At 41.3% G+C, this 16,349-nt stretch carries 11 protein-coding genes; 10 read left to right on the top strand and 1 reads right to left on the bottom strand.

Annotation, left to right across the window (positions count from 1 at the left end):
* The first annotated feature begins 9 nt into the window (after window positions 1-9).
* Together gltX and D6856_RS00355 are read left to right on the top strand one after the other, a co-directional pair.
* Window positions 10-1,494: a glutamate--tRNA ligase gene (gene gltX / locus D6856_RS00360; RefSeq protein WP_120685281.1), complete on the top strand. Its 1,485-nt coding sequence runs from the start codon at window positions 10-12 to the stop codon at window positions 1,492-1,494.
* Window positions 1,484-3,454, top strand: a complete 1,971-nt coding sequence (locus tag D6856_RS00355; protein ID WP_120685280.1) for an ATP-dependent helicase — start codon at window positions 1,484-1,486, stop codon at window positions 3,452-3,454. The genes gltX and D6856_RS00355 overlap by 11 nt, the downstream gene beginning before the upstream one ends.
* Here the strand turns inward: D6856_RS00355 and D6856_RS00350 are convergent.
* Window positions 3,388-3,747: a DUF1292 domain-containing protein gene (locus tag D6856_RS00350; RefSeq protein ID WP_120685279.1), complete on the bottom strand. Its 360-nt coding sequence runs from the start codon at window positions 3,745-3,747 to the stop codon at window positions 3,388-3,390. The genes D6856_RS00355 and D6856_RS00350 overlap by 67 nt on opposite strands.
* 157 nt (window positions 3,748-3,904) lie before the next feature.
* Here D6856_RS00350 and D6856_RS00345 point away from each other — a divergent pair, with 157 nt between their 5' ends.
* The 8 genes from D6856_RS00345 (at window position 3,905) to radC (ending at window position 16,348) form a co-directional block, all read left to right on the top strand.
* Window positions 3,905-5,890 (top strand): alpha-amylase family glycosyl hydrolase, encoded by a 1,986-nt coding sequence (locus tag D6856_RS00345; RefSeq protein WP_120685278.1) that lies wholly within the window; start codon window positions 3,905-3,907, stop codon window positions 5,888-5,890.
* Complete coding sequence (pepT, locus tag D6856_RS00340; protein ID WP_120685277.1) at window positions 5,887-7,131, top strand: peptidase T; 1,245 nt, start codon at window positions 5,887-5,889, stop codon at window positions 7,129-7,131. Before D6856_RS00345 ends, pepT begins: the two co-directional genes overlap by 4 nt.
* A 2-nt stretch (window positions 7,132-7,133) precedes the next feature.
* The gene (gene miaB / locus D6856_RS00335; RefSeq protein ID WP_120685276.1) at window positions 7,134-8,603 is read left to right on the top strand and encodes a tRNA (N6-isopentenyl adenosine(37)-C2)-methylthiotransferase MiaB; all 1,470 of its coding nucleotides are present in this window, start codon (window positions 7,134-7,136) and stop codon (window positions 8,601-8,603) included.
* 78 nt (window positions 8,604-8,681) lie between these two features.
* Entirely contained in the window at window positions 8,682-11,324 is a 2,643-nt protein-coding gene (mutS, locus tag D6856_RS00330; protein WP_120685940.1) for a DNA mismatch repair protein MutS, read from the top strand.
* Entirely contained in the window at window positions 11,325-13,319 is a 1,995-nt protein-coding gene (gene mutL / locus D6856_RS00325; protein ID WP_120685275.1) for a DNA mismatch repair endonuclease MutL, read from the top strand. It abuts the gene before it with no gap.
* Window positions 13,316-14,254, top strand: a complete 939-nt coding sequence (miaA, locus tag D6856_RS00320; RefSeq protein ID WP_092247082.1) for a tRNA (adenosine(37)-N6)-dimethylallyltransferase MiaA — start codon at window positions 13,316-13,318, stop codon at window positions 14,252-14,254. Before mutL ends, miaA begins: the two co-directional genes overlap by 4 nt.
* A complete protein-coding gene (locus D6856_RS00315) occupies window positions 14,247-15,542 on the top strand; it encodes a methionine gamma-lyase family protein (protein WP_120685274.1) in 1,296 nt (431 codons plus the stop codon). Before miaA ends, D6856_RS00315 begins: the two co-directional genes overlap by 8 nt.
* Before the next feature lie 92 nt (window positions 15,543-15,634).
* Window positions 15,635-16,348 (top strand): RadC family protein, encoded by a 714-nt coding sequence (gene radC / locus D6856_RS00310; protein ID WP_120685273.1) that lies wholly within the window; start codon window positions 15,635-15,637, stop codon window positions 16,346-16,348.
* The last annotated feature ends 1 nt before the right edge of the window (window position 16,349 follow it).

Genomic DNA, 16,349 nt, shown 5'->3' with positions numbered 1-16,349 from the left:
GGTTTGAAAATGGCTAAAATTCGTACAAGATATGCGCCGAGCCCGACGGGACGTATGCATGTCGGAAACTTAAGAACAGCTCTTTATGCTTATCTTATAACAAAGCATGAGGGCGGCGATTATATTCTCAGAATTGAAGATACAGATCAGGAGCGCTATGTTGAGGGTGCTACGGAGATCATATACAAAACACTTAAGGATACGGGACTTATCCATGATGAAGGCCCCGATGTAGGCGGAGATGTCGGACCTTACGTTCAGAGTGAGAGACAGAAGGCCGGTATTTATATGACCTATGCAAAAGAGCTTGTGGAGAAGGGTGAAGCTTATTATTGCTTCTGTGACCAGGAGAGACTTGCTTCTCTTGTTCAGGTTGTTGAGGGAAAAGAGATAAGCGTTTATGATAAGCATTGCCTTTCTCTTTCAAAAGAAGAGGTTGAGAAGAACCTTGCAGAGGGTAAGCCTTTTGTTATCAGACAGAACAACCCGACTGAAGGAACAACAACCTTCCACGACGAGCTTTACGGAGATGTAACGGTTGATAATAAAGAGCTTGATGACATGATCCTTATTAAGTCGGACGGCTATCCTACATACAACTTTGCCAACGTTGTTGACGATCATCTCATGGGAATCACACACGTTGTAAGAGGTAACGAGTATATCTCTTCATCACCTAAGTACAACAGACTTTACGATGCTTTCGGATGGGAGATTCCCAAGTACATTCATTGCCCTCTTATCACTGATGAGGAGCACAAGAAGCTCTCTAAGAGAAGCGGACATTCTTCATTCGAAGATCTTATCGAGCAGGGCTTCCTTCCAGAGGCAGTTGTTAACTTTGTTGCACTCCTTGGATGGTCACCCGAAGATAACAATGAGATCATGAGCCTTCAGGAGCTTATCGAGAAATTTGATTACAGACGTATCAATAAGTCACCCGCCGTATTTGATTACACTAAGCTTAAGTGGATGAACGGCGAGTATCTTAAGAAGATGGACGAAGATGAGTTCTTTAAGACAGCTAAGGCTTATATTGTCGATGCACTTAAGGAAGAGGGCGACAGTGTTATTTCAGCTGATGAAGCCAAGCTTAAGCAGATATCTAACATGGTCAAGACTCGTATCGAGATCTGGCCCGATATTGCTGATATGGTCAAGTTCTTTGCTAAGCTTCCCGAGTACGACACAGCGATCTACTCACACAAGAAGATGAAGACCAATGAGGAGACTTCACTTGCGGTTCTTAAAGAGGTTCTTCCTTTGCTTGAGGGTCTTGATGAGAAAGATTATGTAAACGATACGCTTTATGCACTTCTTTCGGATTACATCAAGAACAAGGAATACAAGAACGGATATGTTCTTTGGCCTGTAAGAATCGCCGTTTCCGGTAAAGAGATGACTCCTTGCGGAGCAACGGAGCTTATGGAAGTTATCGGTAAAGAAGAGACAATCAAGAGAATCAAAAAAGGAATCGAGTTACTTGAAAAATAAAATCCTTAATTTTAAGGATGGCAGTGTTACATTAAATGCCGCGCAGTATGAGGCGATAACTCATAAAGACGGCCCTGCAATGATCCTTGCGGGGCCGGGAAGCGGCAAGACTTTCGTTATAGTTCACAGGATCAAGTTCTTAATTGAAAATCTTGGCGTAATGCCGTCATCTGTTTTAGTTATCACATTTACAAGATCAGCTGCCTATGAGATGCAGCAAAGATTTATGAAGATCACGGATAGTTCTTATCCCGAAGTGTCGTTTGGCACTTTTCATTCCATCTTTTATCAAATGCTTATAGACCTTAGATCAAAGCCGGGAAAAAGGGTAAAGCTAGAAGTTGCAAGCGAAAGCTTTAAACTCAAGATAATGTGCGATATTCTGCACAGAGTAAATAACCGCGTTTACAGTGAACAAAAGAATGAAAAACTCACTGATCCTGAGATTGTCGATGCATCTAAAGACATTCTTTCTGAGATTTCAAGGCTTAAAAATACGGGCTCTAAAAACACAGAAAACAATGCCAATAATACAAACAACAGCAACATCCCTTTTCATGAGTATTTCCGGGAAATTCAAGATGAGTATGAACGTCGCTTAAAAGAATTTGGGAAGATAGACTTTGATGATATGATCGTTGAAAGCTGCAATGAATTATCAAGACCGGGAAATCCGTATTTGAATAAATACAAGCATATCCTCATCGATGAATATCAGGATATTAATCCTATGCAAAAAAGAGCAGTTGATCTGCTTAAAGGAAATAACGGAAATCTCTTTATTGTCGGTGATGACGATCAGTCTATATACGGTTTTCGAGGATCCAATCCCGGTCTTATGAAGCTCTTTTATGAGGAAAACATGGATGATCGTTTGGCTCTTATTAAGCTTGAAGCCAATTACAGATCGGGAGATAAGATAATCGGAGCATCGAATCTTGTAATAGATGAGAATAAGCTTAGGTTTAAAAAGACTGTTTATGCCGCTGATAAAAGCTTGAGAGGTCATGTTTATGCAAGAGCTTATCATAATAAAAAGCTTCAAGATCTGGCAGTAGTATCTTTTATCTCTTCTTATAAAGGAAATCTTTCCGATATCGCGATCATATTCAGAACTAATTCGGAATGCTTGAATATAGCCGAAATCCTTAAGAGTTATAAAATACCGACTAATCTTGAGAATCTTATCGGAAGAAGAGGGATTGATGATGCGGTCTTACTTTGTCTTTCATATATGGAGTTTGCTTATCTTGGTAAAAAGAGAAGCGATTTTCTTAAGATAATGAATAAGCCTCTCAGATATATATCAAGGGATGCCGTATTAAATGAAATGGTCAATGAAGCCGATGTTCTTAGGTATTACAAGGGAAACAAAGAAAGATGTAATGAGATAAAACGGTTGTTTGGGCATATAAGCATGATCGCACACTTAAGACCCGGGCTGTGTGTCAGATATTTGAGGAAACAGGTCGGAATAGATAAGCTTTATCCGGGATCGCAGAGCGCTCTTGATATCTTTTCTAAAGAAGCTTGCGACTATGAGGATACACATAAGTTTATTGAAGATTATAGGAGAAAACATGAAGATAACACTTCGGAAAAAGAGCATAGAACGCGGCAAAGCAATTCAAACTGCATTAAGATCTATACGATGCACGCATCTAAAGGTCTTGAGTTTCGATATGTGTGGCTTCCCAGCTTAAATGAAGGAATAATTCCGTCAAGAAGTGCGGTTTCGGACGAATCGATAGAAGAAGAGCGCCGAATGCTGTATGTCGGGATGACACGTGCAAAAGAGGCGCTCATAATGTCATATATTACCGGTGATGAAGATAATAAGATGCTTCCGTCACGGTTTTTAAAACCTATAAAAGATCTGTGGATATCAAAGAATTATAAAGACTCAGAATCTTCTTCGGGAAGTTCAATAAGCTCATCAAATTCTACATCGTCGAGATAAAGGTTAAATGCTTCGGCAACAGCTTCGTACTCTGCATCATCATATATGTAGCCAAGTTCAGGCTCCTTATCGTCTCCTTTGTAGATGAATTCATAGAACCAAACGTTTCCGTCGTTGTTCTGGCCGTTTTTATCAAGAGGCAGAAGAACGATATAATCCTTTGCATTGACGGTCAATACGATTATGATGGCACATGTGACAATTTTGCCGTCATCAAGCTCGATATCAACAGTCATCTGCTCATCGTTTTCTATTTTGGTATTCATATCTGTAGCAATCTTGGAAAATTCCATCAAAGTTCCTCCTGAAATACTTATCTTTAGACTATATCATGATTATAGCATACTTCGAGTGCATATAAACTGATTATGTGATAAAATATTAGGGCTTATGTAATGCAAAAAAGTAAGCATTTTCAGCTCTTAAAATCTGTCACGAAAGGAAGACTGTATGTCTTTAAATTATGTGATACACAAAGAAAAACCTTATCCGCTCGGATGTTATATAGATTATGATAAAAGTCTTGTTGTCAGAGCAGTCTTTGAGGATGCGGATAAATGTGGTTTAAAGCTTTACAGCGAGGATAAGCTTAAGTCCTTGAAAGCTAAGAAAAGCAAAACTCTTAAGATAGAGCTCCCTAAGGATGTAAAAAGAGGTGATATCTATTCTGCCAGGATCAGCGGTATCGACAATATAGATGAGTACACTTCATATAACTTCTTTTCCGATGATGATTGCTTCTGCGATCCATACGCTGAGCATATCCTGGGACTGGAAGGCTTTGGCAAGGATGTTGATCCTTCCGATATCAGAGCGGTTCTTAGGAATAAATCTGTTTCCGGAAATTCATTTAACTGTTTTGATTGGGGCGATGACAAGAATCCCTGCATTCCTTATAACGAGAGTCTTATATATCTTATGCATGTAAGAGGTTTTACAAAGAGCCCATCAAGCGGTGTTTCTGCGTCGCTTCGTGGAACGTATAAGGGAATCCTTGAAAAACTTTCTTATATTAAATCTCTCGGAATCACAACGATAGAGCTTATGCCTTGTTATGAGATGGATGAGCTTGATAAACCAAAGAAATCCAAGGGACGCGGAAGTGATAATGAAGTTCCGGGCAATGCAAAAGAACTTGTTTATTCAAGGGACGGAAGTATTGTCGGGAAGAATATGATAAAGCACAGGCTCAATTATTGGGGCTTTAAAAAGGGTTATTACTTTGCGCCCAGGACTTCTTATTGTGCCGTTCCTACAGAAGCCGAGGATGAAGTAAAGAGCTTTATTAAGACCATGCATGAAAACGGAATCGAAGTAGTTCTTCAGTTTTATTTTGAAGAGGATGAGAGCGAGAGCCTTATTATCGATGCCCTTAGGTTTTGGAGATGCTCATATCATGTAGACGGTTTTCATATTAAGGGAGCAAGTATTCCTAAGAAGCTCATCTTTAAGGATCCTCTTTTTACAGATGTTAAGATCTGGTACGACTGGTTTGATTACGAGGATTACCATACGGATCTACCAAAAGAAGAGAAATATCTTGCAAGCTACAACACCGCATTTTTATATGCTTCAAGAAGATTTTTAAAGGGTGATGACAATAGTTGCGGTGATTTCTTAAAGGCTATGGTTTTAAATAATCCGGAGTACGGTAACGTTAATTATGTCTGCGACTACGAAGGATTTAGACTTGCAGATCTTGTTGCTTTCGAGCACAAACACAATGAGGAGAACGGTGAGAATAACAAAGACGGAAGTGACAATAATCTTTCCTGGAACTGCGGAATCGAAGGTAGGACCAAGAAACGCAGTATTTTGGAGCTTAGGACCAGTCAGATGAAGAACATTATGACGATGCTTCTTTTATCTCAGGGAACTCCTATGATCTTTTCGGGAGATGAATTTGGAAACTCTCAGAGCGGTAACAATAACCCGTATTGCCAGGATAATGAGATCGGCTGGGTTGATTGGAAGGCTCTTGACAAGAACGCCGAATTGTTCGATTATGTTAAGTCGCTGATAGCCTTAAGGAAGAAATATAATATTCTTCACAGTAAGGATGCTTTCAGGCTTATGGACTATATATCTTGCGGCTATCCCGATCTTTCGTGCCACGGAAGAGAAGCCTGGAGACCCGATCTTTCGGGACATTCACATATACTCGGAATGCTTTACTGCGGCTTATATGAAAAGGATAAGAAAGAGCCGTTTATCTACGCTTGCTACAATATGCATTGGACTGATGCGGAGCTGGCGCTTCCAAAGCTTCCCGACGGCTATGAATGGGAGCTTATATCGGATACGGCGGCAAGTAATAAGGAACAGCCCATGGATGCGGTTATGCATACTTTGGCTTCCAGATCTGCAAGGATCTATATTAGCCGCTTTAATGAAAATGCCAAGAAGAAAGGTAATAAAAAGGCAAAAAAGAAATGAATAAACCTGATGTTATTGAGAAATTTTTACGATATGTGAAGGTTGATACACAGTCAGACCCGGATTCAGGTACATCACCGTCAACCATGAAACAGCATGATCTTGCCAAGCTCTTGAAAGCAGAGCTTGAAGAGATCGGTGCAAGCGATGTTTATTATGATACGGAGCATTGCTATGTGTATGCAAAGATACCGGGAAATATTGATGACGGTAAGGACAGACCTGTTATAGGTTTCGTTGCACATATGGATACTTCCGATGAAGTAAGCGGCAAAGATGTAAAGCCAAGGATTGTTGACGGCTATGAGGGAACCGATATTCTTCTTGATAAAGAAGGAAAGATCGTTCTGTCGCCCAAGGATTTTCCGGAGCTTTTAAATCATATCGGAGAAGACCTGATCGTGACCGACGGTTCAACACTTCTCGGAGCCGATGATAAGGCGGGCGTTTCGGAGATCATGACGATGGCGGAATATCTTTTGAATAATCCCGATATCAAGCATGGCGAGATAAGGATAGCGTTTACTCCCGACGAAGAGATCGGTGAAGGAACAGCATTCTTTGATATTGAGAGATTTGGCGCCGATTATGCGTACACCGTTGACGGCGGTAAGCTCGGAGAGCTTGAATATGAGAACTTTAATGCAGCTGAAGGCATTATCAAGGTTAACGGCAGAAGCGTTCACCCTGGTGATGCCAAGAACAAGATGGTTAACGCATCGCTTATCTGCTATGAATTCCATTCTCTTTTACCCGAGTTTCAAAATCCTATGTACACAGAAAAAAGAGAAGGCTTTTTCCATCTGATAGGTGTTGAAGGAAGCACTGAGAGTGCGACTGCAACTTACATCATAAGAGATCATGATGAGCATCTATTTAACGAAAAGAAAGAGCTCTTTGCAGCAGCTGCCGATTTCCTTAATAAAAAATACGGCGAAGGAACGGTTGAAGCGAGCGTTAAGGATCAGTACTACAACATGATCGAGAAGATCAGACCTCATATGCATCTTGTTGAGAATGCTAAGCGTGTGATGGAAGATCTTGATATTATTCCGATAGATTCTCCGATCAGAGGAGGTACGGACGGCGCAGCTCTTTCTTATAAAGGACTTCCTTGTCCCAATCTGTGCACAGGCGGATATAATTATCACGGCAAATATGAATATGCATCTGTTCAGGAGATGAGAAAGGTGGTTGACATCCTTCTCGGAATAGTGGATGCATACGGAAAAGAGTTTTAATAATGGCAATAAACAAAGAAAAGAACAAGATAAATATTTTAAATTCTTGCAGGGAAGAGATTACAGACGAAGAAAGCATAAGGCAGCTTGATTATATCGATAAGGCAAGGAGCATTGTCTCCAAATTTGAAAAAGAGCTTGGAAGAAAGCCAAGAGCCTGCGTTGTGACCTTTGGTTGTCAGATGAACGCAAGGGATTCCGAAAAACTTCTTGCGGCTCTTAAGCTTGTCGGCTATGAAGAGACTGATTCAGAGGATGCAGAGTTTGTTATCTACAATACCTGTACAGTCAGAGACAATGCGGACCAAAGGGTTCTGGGTAGGCTCGGCCAGTGCAGCAATTTTAAGAAAAAGAATCCTTTCATGAAGATTGCTATATGCGGCTGCATGATGCAGGAGCCCGGTGCTGTTGAGAAGATCAAAAAGAGCTACAGATTTGTGGACCTTATTTTCGGAACACATAATATCTATAAATTCGCCGAGCTTTTATATCAGACACTTTGCGCTGATAAGATGATCATAGATATTTGGGAGAAGACGGACAAGATCGTTGAGGATCTTCCGGTTGTACGTAAGTATGCTTATAAATCCGGCGTAAACATTATGTTTGGCTGTGATAAATTCTGCACTTACTGTATCGTTCCGTATGTAAGAGGACGTGAGAGAAGCAGAAATCCCAAGGATATAATAAGAGAGTGCGAGAAGCTAGCTGCTGACGGCGTTAAGGAGATCATGCTTCTTGGTCAGAATGTCAATTCATATGCCAATGACCTTAGGAAAGTTGATAAAGACGCAATGTCTTTTGCTCAGCTTCTTGATGAAGTAGCTAAGGTTGAGGGTATTGAGAGAGTTAGATTTATGACTCCTCATCCGAGGGATTTTAAGGATGACGTTATCGATGTCATTGCAAATAATCCCAAGATCGCGCGTCATATCCATCTTCCTCTTCAGTCGGGAAGTTCCAAGATACTTAAGAGGATGAACAGAAGCTATACTAAGGAAGAGTTCCTTACTCTTGCAGCTAAGATAAGAGAGCGTATTCCCGATGTTGCGATCACAACGGATATCATCGTCGGCTTCCCCGGTGAAACGGCATCCGATGTTGATGACACCATCGATGTAGTGAATAAAGTAAAGTTTGATAACGCTTTTACTTTTATATATTCAAAGAGAGCAGGCACTCCCGCGGCTAAATTCGAGGATCAGGTTCCGGAGAAGGAAGTTAAGGAGAATTTCGACAGACTTCTTAAGGTTGTTCAGGAAACGGCCAAGGAGCAGGCTGCAAAGCTTATAGGCAGATGTGAAGATGTACTTGTTGAGGGAGTTAACGAGCACGATTCATCACTTATGACGGGTAGAATGTCCAATAATACTTTGGTGCATTTCCCTGGAGGAGAAGAACTTATCGGAAGCTTTGTGAAGGTTAAGCTTATCGAATGTCACGGGTTCTATTATTTTGGCGAAAAAATCTAATGCAGTAAGGGGAACTATGCCGTGGAAAATACCACGAACTTCAATTATGATAATGTTGATATAGAAAAAGTATCACCCATGATGCAGCACTATCTTAAGACTAAGCTTGAGAATAAGGACTGTATCTTATTTTACAGACTGGGTGACTTTTACGAACTGTTTTTTGACGATGCGATCGTTGCTTCAAGAGAGCTTGAGCTTACACTTACGGGTAAAGCATGCGGACTTGATGAAAGAGCGCCGATGTGCGGCGTGCCGTTCCATGCGGTGGATACTTATCTTACCAAGCTTGTTTCAAAAGGTTATAAGGTTGCTATCTGTGAGCAGACCGAAGACCCTAAGCTTGCCAAGGGCATCGTAAAAAGAGAAGTTACCAGGATCGTTACTCCGGGTACCAATCTTAATATGCAGTCTCTTGAAGAGACCAAGAACAATTACATCATGAGTATTTTTTACTCATCCGATATTACCGGTATTTCCATTGCCGATGTTACAACAGGCGATTACTTCCTTACTGAAGTTGATACACTTCGCGGTGTTATGGATGAGATCGGTAAATATATGCCGACGGAGCTTATCTGTAATGATGCCTTTAATCTTAGCGGTATCGATATGGATGAGATCAAAAACAGGATGAATGTCTTTGTCAATTCGCTTGAATCAAGGTATTTTGACGATGATATGTCCAAGAAGCTTCTTCTTAAGCATTTTAAAGTTTCATCACTTATAAGTCTGGGCATAGATGATTTTCCTTGCGGTGTGATCGCGGCGGGAGCACTTCTTCAGTATCTTACGGACATGCAGAAGGCGGAGATAACAAATATCACGCATATCTATCCGTATCTTACAAGTAAATATATGCTTCTTGACGGCTTTACAAGAAGGAACTTAGAGCTTGTTGAGACATTAAGAGATAAGCAAAAAAGAGGAACGCTTCTTTGGGTTCTTGATAAGACCAAGACCGCGATGGGTGCAAGAACGCTTCGTTCGTTTATTGAGCAGCCGCTTATCGATAAAGAAGAGATAATAAAAAGACAAGGTGCGGTTGAGACTCTTGTAAAAAATGTAGTCACGAGAGAAGAAATAAGAGAGTATCTCGGTCCTGTGTATGACCTTGAAAGACTGATGTCCAAGATAATATTTAAGACCGCCAATCCAAGGGATCTCTTGGCTTTTAGAAATTCAATCGCAATGATCCCCGCCATCCTCACATCTCTTTTGGATGTTCAGGATGATAACGAGTTAAAAGAGCTTACGAACAAGCTGGATCCTCTTATAGATATTCACGATCTTATCGACAGTGCGATCGTTGAAGAGCCGCCACTTACGATAAAAGAGAGCGGAATAATAAAAGAGGGCTTTGATAAAGATATAGATCATTTCAGAGAAGCCGGATCAAACGGAAAGAGCTGGCTTGCTGAGCTTGAGGAAGAAGAAAAAGAGAAGACGGGAATAAAGAACCTTAGAATAAAATACAGCAATGTATTCGGTTATTCTTTTGAAGTTACCAATTCCAACAAGGATATGGTTCCCGATTACTTTATTAGAAAACAGACTCTCACAAACTGCGAGAGATATACTACACCCAAGCTTAAAGAACTTGAGGATACCATTCTTAATGCTCAGGATAAGCTTAATAACCTTGAGTATGAGATGTTTTGCAAGATAAGAGATTCTATTTCTCTTGAGATAGACAGGATACAGACGACTGCTAAAGCCCTGGCACTTCTTGATGTTTATGCTTCACTTGCGTATGTTGCAGAGAAGAATCATTACGTTAAGCCTACAATAAATGAAAAAGGCGTTATAAGCATTAAGAACGGCAGACATCCTGTTGTAGAGCTGATGCTTGATGCGTCGGATATGTTTATCTCAAACGATACTTATCTTGATAATAAAAAGCATTGTATATCCATTATTACCGGTCCCAACATGGCAGGTAAGTCAACATACATGAGACAGACAGCGCTTATTACTCTTATGGCGCAGATAGGAAGCTTTGTCCCTGCTGAAAAAGCGGATATGTGTGTAGTTGACAGGATATTTACAAGAGTAGGTGCTTCGGATGACCTTGGCAGCGGTCAGTCCACCTTCATGGTTGAGATGAACGAAGTCGCCAATATTTTAAGAAATGCAACGCCCAACTCCCTTCTTATCCTTGATGAGATCGGAAGAGGAACTTCTACCTATGACGGACTTGCGATCGCGTGGGCTGTTACCGAGCATATCAGTAACCGTAAGATACTCGGAGCCAAGACGCTTTTTGCGACGCATTATCATGAGCTCACTGAGCTTGAAGGTAAGATGGATAACGTCAATAACTACTGCATTGCCGTCAAGGAAAACGGAGATGATATAGTCTTTCTTCGTAAGATCATAAAGGGCGGTGCGGACAAGAGCTATGGTATTCAGGTTGCCAAGCTCGCAGGTGTGCCCGATATGGTTATAGACAGGGCCAAGGAGATTGTTACAGAGCTTACGGACAATGATATAACCGAGAAGGTTCAGTCAATTGCCAGAGAAAACAAGAGCGATAAAAAAGTTAAAGTAACGCATTATGACGATGTCGATATTGATCAGATGTCACTTTTTGATACCGTAACTGATGAAGATGTGCTTAAGAGACTACAGGAAATCGACATAACGACTCTTACGCCGATGGACGCTCTGAATACACTTTATAAGCTTCAGAGCGATTTGAAAAACAGGTGGAAAAACTAAATGGCTTTCATAAATGAACTGGACAAAAAGACTATTGATCAGATTGCTGCGGGTGAAGTGGTTGAGAGACCTGCAAGTGTCGTAAAAGAACTTGTTGAAAATGCGATTGATTCCGGCGCGACTGCCGTTACCGTTGAGATAAAAGGCGGCGGCATCGATATGATCCGTGTTACGGATAACGGGTCCGGAATCGAGAAAAGCGAAATAAGAAAAGCATTTAAAAGACATGCGACAAGTAAGCTTAAGACCATAGACGATCTTTTTTCAATACATTCTCTTGGATTCAGAGGAGAGGCGCTTTCAAGTATTTCTGCGGTCGCTCAGGTTGATATGATAACCAAGACCAAGGATTCTCTTGAGGGAATTAGATATTGCATTAATGGCGGAGAGGAAGCTGCTTTTGAAGAAATCGGAGCTCCCGACGGTACTACGCTTATTGTGAGAAATCTCTTTTACAATACTCCCGCGAGAAAGAAATTCTTAAAGACACCGCAGACGGAAGGAAGCTATATAGGTGATGTTATGGAGCATCTTGCTCTGGATAATCCCACAGTTTCTTTTCACTATATCAACAACAAGGACGATAAGTTCAATACTTCCGGAAACGGCGATCTGAAAGAGATAATCTATAGAATTTACGGAAGAGATATTTCTGTAAGTCTTGTTCCCATTAACGTTACAGAGAATGGGATCACACTTGAAGGATATCTGGGAGAGCCTTCGATAAACAGGTCCAACAGAAACTTTGAGATCTTCTTTGTAAATGGAAGATATGTAAAGGATAAAGTGATCTCAAAAGCGCTTGAAGAGGGCTATAAACAGTATCTTATGATGCATAAGTTCCCGTTTGCGATTTTGCATTTAAGACTTGATCCTTCACTTGTTGATGTCAATGTACATCCTGCAAAGCTTGAGGTCAGATTCAACAATCAGACGGCACTTTACGAGTTCATAAGAAAGAATGTTGAAGAGACGCTTCGTAATCATGAGATGATACCTGATGCGCTTCTCGGTGACGATCTTAAGGATGCCAAGAAGGCTGCGGATGTAGAAGCTACGGAAGAAGAAAGCTCTTTTGACAATAAAAAAGAGACTTCCGGTGATCCGGATTCAAATAAAAAGGAGGATAAACAGCACGCTCCCGAACCTTTTGAAAAGTCTAGGTTCGAAGAGAACAAGGTGAATGAGGATGTGCCTGTTTATGCAACAGGTGTCAAGGAAGAACCCATAAGGATTCAGGACAGCAATAAATCCGCTGTTTGGACGAGGATATTCGGGGACTCGGACGGAAGCATTGCAGAGAAAAACGAAAGGCCTTCTCCCATTATTAAATCAGATGAGGCGATTATTGTTGAAAAGCCGGTTCAGCTTGATCTTTTTGAAGAAAAGGTTCTTACCAAGGACAACGTTAAGGAATACGAGATCCTGGGACAGATTTTCGGGACATATTGGATCATCGGCTTTAAGGATAAGATGTTCCTAGTCGATCAGCATGCGGCTCATGAGAAGGTTAATTATGAGAGAATGCTGGCAAGATATAAGTCGGGAGAGATGCTTTCGCAGATGGTAAATCCTCCTGTGATCATAAGCCTTTCATCGGCTGAGGAAGATATATTCTTACATTACAGAGAGTATTTTGAAAAGCTTGGTTTTAACATTGAGAACTTCGGTGGCCATGAATATGCCATGAGAGCCATTCCGATCGATCTTTTCGGATGTTCGGATGAAAAAGAGATGTTCGTTCAGATACTTGACGAACTGTCTCATGAGACCAATCTTGACAGGACACCCGATGTGATAAATTATAAGATTGCAAGTATGGCTTGTAAGGCTTCCGTTAAGGGCAACACCAAGATGACCAAAGAGGAGATGGAAGCTCTTTTGGATGAGCTTCTCACACTTGATAATCCGTATAATTGCCCTCACGGAAGACCGACAATTATATCCATGACGAAGTATGAGATTGATAAGAAATTCAAACGAGTGGTGGAATGAGTAAACAAAAGCTTATAGTATTAACAGGTCCGACGGCTGTCGGAAAATCAAAATTATCAATAGAGCTTGCTAAGAGAATAGGCGGAGAGATCATCTCCGCTGATTCTATGCAGGTCTATAAATATATGGACATCGGTACCGATAAGATTTCGACCGAAAAAATGGAAGGAGTTCCGCATCATTTGATCGATATTCTGGATCCGTCCGAGAATTTTAATGTCTTTTTATTCCAAAAGCTTGTAAAAGAGGCTATCTGTGATATTTCCGGAAGAGGCAAGATTCCTATTATTGTAGGAGGAACCGGATTTTATATTCAGGCTGTCCTTTATGATATCGACTTTACCGAGACCGATGAAGATACATCGATACGAAATGAGCTTGAAGAAAGGGCAAAAAACGGCGAGACGGAAGCTCTTTTTAATGAGCTGAAAGAAATAGATCCAAAGTCGGCAGATATCATTCATGCCAATAATGTAAAGCGCGTGATAAGGGCACTTGAATATTATAAAAAGACAGGAAGACCTATCTCAGAGCACAACGAGGAACAGCATCAAAGAACTTCGCCTTATGATTTTAAGTACTTCGTGCTTACCGATGACAGAGAGGTTCTTTATTCGAGGATAGATAAACGTGTTGACTTGATGATAGAAGAGGGGCTTGAAGAGGAAGTGAGAAAGCTTCTTGAAATGAACATAGACAGGTCAGCGACTTCTATGCAGGGGCTTGGCTACAGAGAGATGTTAGGCTATCTTGACGGCGAATACGATCTTGAAAGAGCCGTTTATCTTATAAAGAGAAATACAAGGCACTTTGCAAAGAGGCAGCTTACCTGGTTTAGAAGAGAAAAAGATGTTCGTTGGATAGACAAAAGAGAATTTGGCAGAGACGATGAACGAATCTTGGAAGAAATGATAAGGATATACAAAGATGAATAATACAGCAAACAATGAAATGTACAAAGCTCTTGGGATTTCCGAAAAGGTATATGACTTTGGCGAAAAGATCTTAAAAGATCTTGAGGAGCGTTTTAAGAAAATAGATGAAACCGCAGAATATAACCAGCTTAAGGTTTTGAAAGCGATGCAGGATAACAAGGTTAGCGAAGCATGCCTTCTCGGAACAACCGGCTATGGTTATAACGATATGGGAAGAGAGAAGCTTGAAGCCGTTTATGCTTCTGTTTTTCATACTGAGGATGCACTTGTAAGACCGCAGATCACATGCGGAACTCACGCGCTTGCGCTTGCTCTTATGAGTAATTTGAGACCTGGAGACAGGCTCTTTTCACCTGTTGGCAAGCCTTATGATACTTTGGAAGAAGTTATCGGGATAAGACCTTCCAAGGGATCGCTTGAGGAATACGGCGTAAAATACAGCCAGGTGGATCTTTTACCTGACGGAAGCTTTGATTATGATAATATCAAGAAAACTCTTTTGGATAATGATGATATCAAGCTTGTTACCATTCAAAGATCAAAGGGATATCAGACCAGACCCACTCTTTCTGTTGAGAGAATAGGAGAGCTGATCTCTTTTATCAAGGGAATTAAAAAGGATGTTATCTGCATGGTAGATAACTGCTACGGCGAGTTTGTTGAGCGTATTGAGCCAACAGATCTCGGAGCAGATATGGTTGTCGGTTCTCTTATAAAGAATCCCGGTGGCGGTCTAGCGCCTATCGGCGGATATATCGCAGGCAAAAAAGAATGTGTTGAAAATGCGGCATACAGACTTACTTCACCGGGACTCGGAAAAGAGGTCGGTGCTTCACTTGGAATTCTGCCTCAGTTCTATCAGGGATTTTTCCTGGCACCTACTGTTACGGCTTCGGCGCTTAAAGGAGCCATCTTTGCGGCAAATATTTATGAAAAGCTTGGTTTTGATGTTGTTCCGAATGCTACGGAGGACAGACATGATATTATTCAGGCGGTTACTTTCGGAAAGCCCGAAGGTGTAATTGCTTTTTGCCGTGGAATTCAGGCTGCGGCTCCCGTAGATTCATTTGTTGATCCCGAGCCTTGGGATATGCCGGGGTACGATTCACAGGTAATCATGGCTGCAGGCGCTTTTGTATCCGGTTCTTCAATAGAGCTTTCGGCGGACGGACCGATAAAAGAACCTTACTCTGTTTTCTTCCAGGGAGGCCTTACATGGCCGCATGCAAAGCTTGGAATATTAAAGAGTTTGCAAAATCTTGTGGATAGTGGCGTTGTGATGTGTTAAACTATAATCTGTATGAGTTTGGTTGTTTGAAGTAACAACCGTGTAAGAATTCCTTTCTGTCGCCCGGAAGCGATCTTATCGGAGGGAATCTTATGAAAACAAATACATTTGATAATAAAGGTGCGAGCGCGTCTTGTGACATGCTTCCTTACGAACGTTTTATGCGATTCGGTGCACAGTCGCTTACCGATGCGGAACTTCTTGCGATCATTATCAGGACGGGGAGTAATACTTCTTCGCCTATCGATATAGCAAGAAATGTTTTGGCACTCGGAAGAGGCAAGGAAAAGGGACTTAATTGTTTATACGGAGTTTCTTTGGATGAGCTAAAGCGTATAAACGGTATCGGGGAAGTCAAGGCAGTTAAGCTTAAGTGTATAGCCGAGATGGCTATGCGCATGTCCAGGAGAAGCGCATCACTTTCGCTTGATTGTTCCAAACCTTCCGAGGTTGCGCTTAGCTATATGGAAAAGCTTAGACACGAGGAAAGAGAAAAGGTTATATTATTATGCCTTAACAATAAGCTGCGGCTTATTGAGGAATGTCTTTTGTCTATAGGAACAGTCAATTCAGCATCTTTATCACCGAGAGATGTATATATGCATGCTCTTAAAACAGGTGCTTCGGGTATAATTCTTATTCATAATCACCCGGGCGGCGATCCGACCCCCAGCAGGGCGGATGTTGCTATCACCAACAAGATCCGCGAATCGGGCATTATGCTTGATATCGCACTCAGAGATCACATAATAATAGGAGATAAGTCATTTTACAGCTTTGAAGAAAAAGGGCTGTTGTGGCAATAAG

It is taken from the genome of Butyrivibrio sp. XB500-5, from assembly GCF_003625505.1.
In the GTDB taxonomy this organism is placed as follows: domain Bacteria; phylum Bacillota; class Clostridia; order Lachnospirales; family Lachnospiraceae; genus Butyrivibrio.
This window is presented reverse-complemented; position numbering and strand designations above follow the sequence as displayed.